The organism is Actinomadura geliboluensis (assembly GCF_005889745.1).
Classification (GTDB): domain Bacteria; phylum Actinomycetota; class Actinomycetes; order Streptosporangiales; family Streptosporangiaceae; genus Spirillospora; species Spirillospora geliboluensis.
The window spans coordinates 1-4,989 of record NZ_VCKZ01000555.1 but is presented as its reverse complement, the minus strand read 5'-3'; the positions used below and the strand labels follow the sequence as shown (position 1 = coordinate 4,989).

Genomic DNA, 4,989 nt, shown 5'->3' with positions numbered 1-4,989 from the left:
GCCCTGACCATGGGAAGCGTGGGCCTGCTCTACGTCGGCGCGGTCCTGTTCGTCAACGCGCTGATGATGCTCGGACGCGTCGAGGCCCGCTCGGCGGCGCTCCTCAACCTCTTCGTCGGCGCGCTGCAGGTGGTGCTGCCGACACTGCTGCTCGTCGCCGCCGGGGACGACCTCGCGGCGATCACCGCGGCGGCCGGGATCTACCTGTTCGGGTTCACCTATCTCTATGTCGGCATCGGCCTGCTCGCCGGGCTCGACACCACCGGCGCCGGCTGGTTCTCGCTGTTCGTCGCGCTGGCGGCGCTCGGCTTCGCCGCGATCAACTTCCTCGACGTCCGGGACCACCCGTTCGGGGTCATCTGGCTCTGCTGGTCGTTCCTCTGGTTCCTGTTCTTCCTCGTCCTCGGCCTCAAGCGGGAGGAGCTGACCCGCTACACGGGCTGGGTCACGCTCGCCAACGCCGCGGGCACCACGACGCTGCCCGCGTTCCTGCTGCTGACCGACACCTACTCGACGTCCGCCGTGTTCGCCGCCGTCCTGGCCGGCTGCGCCGTGGCCGTCCTCGCCGGGCTCTGGGTCCTGACCCGTCCCGGACGGGTGCCCGCCGGCGCGCCGCCGGAGCCCGCCGCCGGCCCCTGATCTCGTCTTCTTCTTCTCGCCCGATCCGCTTCAGGAGGTACCCCATGCCCGAAGTCGTCTTCAGCGTCGACCAGGCCCGGTCCATGCGCGACCAGAACGTGCCCGGCCACAACCGGTGGCACCCCGACATCCCGGCGGCGGCGACCGTCCGGCCCGGCGCGGAGTTCCGCGTCGAGTGCCGGGAGTGGACGGACGGCCAGATCGGCAACAACGACTCCGCGAATGACATCCGCGACGTCGACCTGTCGCCCTGCCACATGCTGAGCGGGCCCATCGCCGTCGAGGGCGCCGAACCCGGCGACCTCCTCGTGGTCGACATCCTCGACCTCGGCCCCATCCCGCAGGAGACGGGGGGCATCGCCGGCCAGGGGTGGGGCTACACCGGCATCTTCGCCAAGCAGAACGGCGGCGGTTTCCTCACCGACTACTACCCCGACGCCTACAAGGCCATCTGGGACTTCCACGGCCAGCAGGCGACCTCGCGCCACATCCCGGGAGTGCGCTTCACCGGCATCACCCACCCCGGCCTGTTCGGCACGGCCCCGTCACCGGAACTGCTGGCCCGCTGGAACGCCCGCGAACAGGCCCTCATCGACACCGACCCCCTGCGCGTGCCACCGCTCGCACTGCCGCCCCTCACGGACGGCACCCTCGCCGGGACGCTCACCGGCGACGCCCTCGCGAAGGTCGGCGCCGAAGGGGCCCGGACCGTCCCCCCGCGCGAGAACGGCGGCAACCACGACATCAAGAACTTCACCCGCGGCTCGCGCGTCTTCTACCCCGTCCACGTGCCGGGCGGCATGCTGTCCGGCGGCGACCTGCACTTCAGCCAGGGCGACGGCGAGATCACCTTCTGCGGCGCCATCGAGATGGGCGGCTTCATCGACTTCCACGTCGACATCATCAAGGGCGGCATGGAGAAGTACGGCGTGACCACCAACCCGGTGTTCATGCCGGGCAACGTGGAGCCGCGCTACTCGGAGTTCATCAGCTTCGTCGGCATCTCCGTCGACCACGGCACCGACACCAACCACTACAACGACGCCACCCTCGCCTACCGGAACGCCTGCCTCAACGCCATCGAGTACCTCAAGACGTTCGGCTACAGCGGCGAGCAGGCGTACCTGCTGCTCGGCGCCGCGCCGATCGAGGGGCGCGTCAGCGGCGTCGTCGACATCCCGAACGCCTGCTGCTCGCTCTACCTGCCCACGGCCATCTTCGACTTCGACATCCGGCCGACGGCCGACGGCCCGCGCCGCGCCGACCGCGGCCAGTGCGCCGTCTCGTCCTGACCCGCCTCTGACACCGCGGCCCGGTCCTTGCCCTCGGGTAGGGGCCGGGCCGCGGCACGGGAGGCGCAAGCACGACCGTCGCGCACCGGGTGGACGCGGCGGGGTCCCGTCCGCTAGAGAGACCTCCTATGAGCGCATTGGTACTCGGGCCCCATCTCCGGCATGTGAGTCACCACACCGCGACCATCTGGGTGGAGACCGAACGGCCCTGCGAGGTCCGGGTCGTGAACGAGGAGCACGGCGTCGACGCGTCCGCCCGGACGTTCACGGCGCACGGCCACCACTACGCGCTCGTCGAGATCGACGGGCTCGCGGCGGGCTCGCGCATCCCCTACGAGGTGCGCACCGACGGCGAGACCGTCTGGCCCGAGGACGACGGCTTCCCGCCGTCGCAGCTCAGGACGCTGGACGAGAGCGGCGGGCTGCGGATCTCGTTCGGGTCCTGCCGCCGCTCGCCCGGCACCGTGGCGGAGTTCGGGCACGACGCGCTCGCCGCGTTCGCCGAGCGGCTCCGGACCGGCGGCGACGCGGTCACCTGGCCCGACATCCTGCTCATGGTCGGCGACCAGGTGTACGCCGACGAGCTGAGCGACGAGATGCGCGCGTTCATCGGCGGCCGGCGCGGCCCCGACGAGCAGCCCGCCGACGAGGCCGCCGACTTCGAGGACTACACCCACCTCTACCAGCTCGCCTGGCACGGCGACCCCGCCGTCCGGTGGCTGCTGTCGACCGTCCCGACCCTCACGATCTTCGACGACCACGACATCCGGGACGACTGGAACACCTCCTACGCGTGGCGGCAGGAGATGTGGTCGCAGCCCTGGTGGAAGGACCGGATCACGGGCGGAATCGGGTCGTACTGGATCTACCAGCACCTCGGGAACATGTCGCCGCAGGACCGGGCGTCCGACCCGCTGCTCGCGAAGCTGCGCGAGGCGTCCGACACGACGGGCGACGCCGGGGCCGTCCTGGACGAGTTCGCGGAGCGGGCCGACAAGGAGCCTGCCAGTACGCGCTGGAGCTATGCCCACGACTGGGGCGGCACCCGCCTGATCGTCGTCGACAGCCGGTGCTCGCGGCTCCTCACCGCCGACCGGCGCGGGATGCTCGACGACGAGGAGTTCGACTGGCTGGACGGCCGGTGCCAGGGCGGCATGGACCACCTGCTCATCGCCAGCTCCCTGCCCTACCTGCTCCCCATGGCGATCCACCACGCCGAGTCGTGGAACGAGGCCGTCGCCGGCGGCGCCTGGGGCAAGCGCGGCGCGGGCATCGGGGAGAAGATCCGGCAGGCCGCCGACCTGGAGCACTGGGCGGCGTTCGAGCGGTCGTTCCGCGACGTGGCCGCCGACGTCATCGCCGTCGGACGCGGTGAGCGCGGCCCCGCGCCGGCGAGCATCTCCTTCTTGTCCGGCGACATCCACTACTCCTACCTGGCTCGGGTCACCGAGCCGGGCACGCAGTCGAAGGTGTCCCAGATCGTCTGCTCGCCGCTGCGGAACCCGCTGCAGGGGAAGTTCAAATGGGCGAACCGCATCGCCTACTCGCGGGCGGCGGGCGCGCCCTTCCGGATGCTGGCGAAGCTCGCGAAGGTGCCCGTCCCGCCGATCCGGTGGCGGATGACCGAGGGCCCCTGGTTCCACAACGCCATCGCGACCGTCGAGCTGTCCGGGCGCGACTGCAACGTGCGCTGGGAGAGTCCGCACGGCGACGGCCGCCTCAGCGAGATGGGCCGCGCCAGCATCACCTGAGCCCCCGCCGGGCCGGGCCGCGCCCCGGGAAAAGGAAATCGCGCCCGAAATGTATGACGGTCAGTGGTCAAGCGACCACAATGCGCGAGACCCGAAAAGGTTTCGAGTAGGGTGCTGATACCGGTTCCGAACCCGTGAGCTGCTTCTTCCCGTAAAGATCCGGCGGAAGCGCGGGGCCGGCGCGAAACGGCTGGTAGCGTCCGCCGCGGCTCCCATTTCGTTGTTACCGGGGAGTCGCCAACGGGCGGGTCGTCATGAAAGAGTGGCGAATCGCCGTATTGGCCTACTGGGCTGCAGGGCTTCACTACGCTATAAGCGCCCGGGGTCGCTACGCCGAGTGGGCACGCTGTGAGCTCCCGTGTTGAGGAAGGACGGTGCCGCATGGATCGTTGCGCGCTGTTCGTTGACGCCGGCTATCTGCTGGCGGACGGTGCCATGGCTGTGCACGGCACGCGCCATCGCGAAACGGTCTCGTGGGACTTCGGCGGCCTCCTGCAACTCCTCGGCGACCTGGCCAGGGAGCGCACGGGCATGCCGCTGCTGCGCTGCTACTGGTACGAGGCGACGATCGAGGGCCGCCGCTCGCCCGAGCACGACGCGCTCGCCGACCTGCCCGGCCTCAAGCTCCGGCTCGGCCGGGTCCGGCCCGGCCGCCGCGAGGGCGTCGACACCGAGATCCACCGCGACCTGATGACCCTCGCCCGCAACGGCGCCCTCGCCGACGCCGTCCTGGTCAGCGGCGACGAGGACCTCGCGCAGATCGTCACCGACGCCCAGGACCTCGGCGTCCGCGTCACCGTCGTGCACGTCGCCGTCGACGGCAACTGGACGATCTCCCGGGTGCTGCGGCAGGAGTGCGACGACCTCATCGAGATCGGGTCCGGCCACCTGCGCCCCTACGTCAACCTGCTCGCCGGCATGGACTCGGCGTCCGGCTCCTCCCTCGGGACGAGCCCCCTGTCCAACGGGCACGGCGGCGGCAACGGCCACAGCGGGTCGCTCGGCACGCTGGCCCCGGCCACGCACGGCGGGCCGCCGCCCGCGTCCCCGGTCACCGGGCCGCCCGTCCCGACGTCGTCCGCGCCGTCGTCCGCGCCGTCCATGCCGTCCGTCCGCGACCTCGGCCCCGCCATGACCGGCGGGTTCGGCGGCACCGGCGGCGGCGCCGGCACCGGGCCGATGCCACTGCCCGGCAGCGGCCTCGCCGGATCGTCCTACAGCACCGGCGGCCAGCAGGTCCCGCTCCAGCCCGCCTCCACGACCGGGCCGTCGCCCCTCGTCGGGCCGTCCTCCGCACCGGCCCCCTC

4 protein-coding genes are annotated in these 4,989 nt (G+C 71.6%); all 4 read left to right on the top strand.

Annotation, left to right across the window (positions count from 1 at the left end):
- Positions 1 to 639, top strand: a 639-nt coding sequence (locus tag ETD96_RS41150; RefSeq protein WP_240808590.1) for an AmiS/UreI family transporter, incomplete at its 5' end; no start/stop codon positions are given.
- Positions 640 to 683: 44 nt separating this feature from the next.
- Entirely contained in the window at positions 684 to 1,931 is a 1,248-nt protein-coding gene (gene fmdA / locus ETD96_RS41145) for a formamidase (RefSeq protein ID WP_138641896.1), read from the top strand.
- Positions 1,932 to 2,059: 128 nt separating this feature from the next.
- Complete coding sequence (locus ETD96_RS41140) at positions 2,060 to 3,682, top strand: alkaline phosphatase D family protein (RefSeq protein ID WP_138641895.1); 1,623 nt, start codon at positions 2,060 to 2,062, stop codon at positions 3,680 to 3,682.
- Positions 3,683 to 4,063: 381 nt separating this feature from the next.
- Positions 4,064 to 4,989 (top strand): NYN domain-containing protein (locus tag ETD96_RS41135; RefSeq protein ID WP_138641894.1); only part of this gene is annotated, 926 nt, incomplete at its 3' end.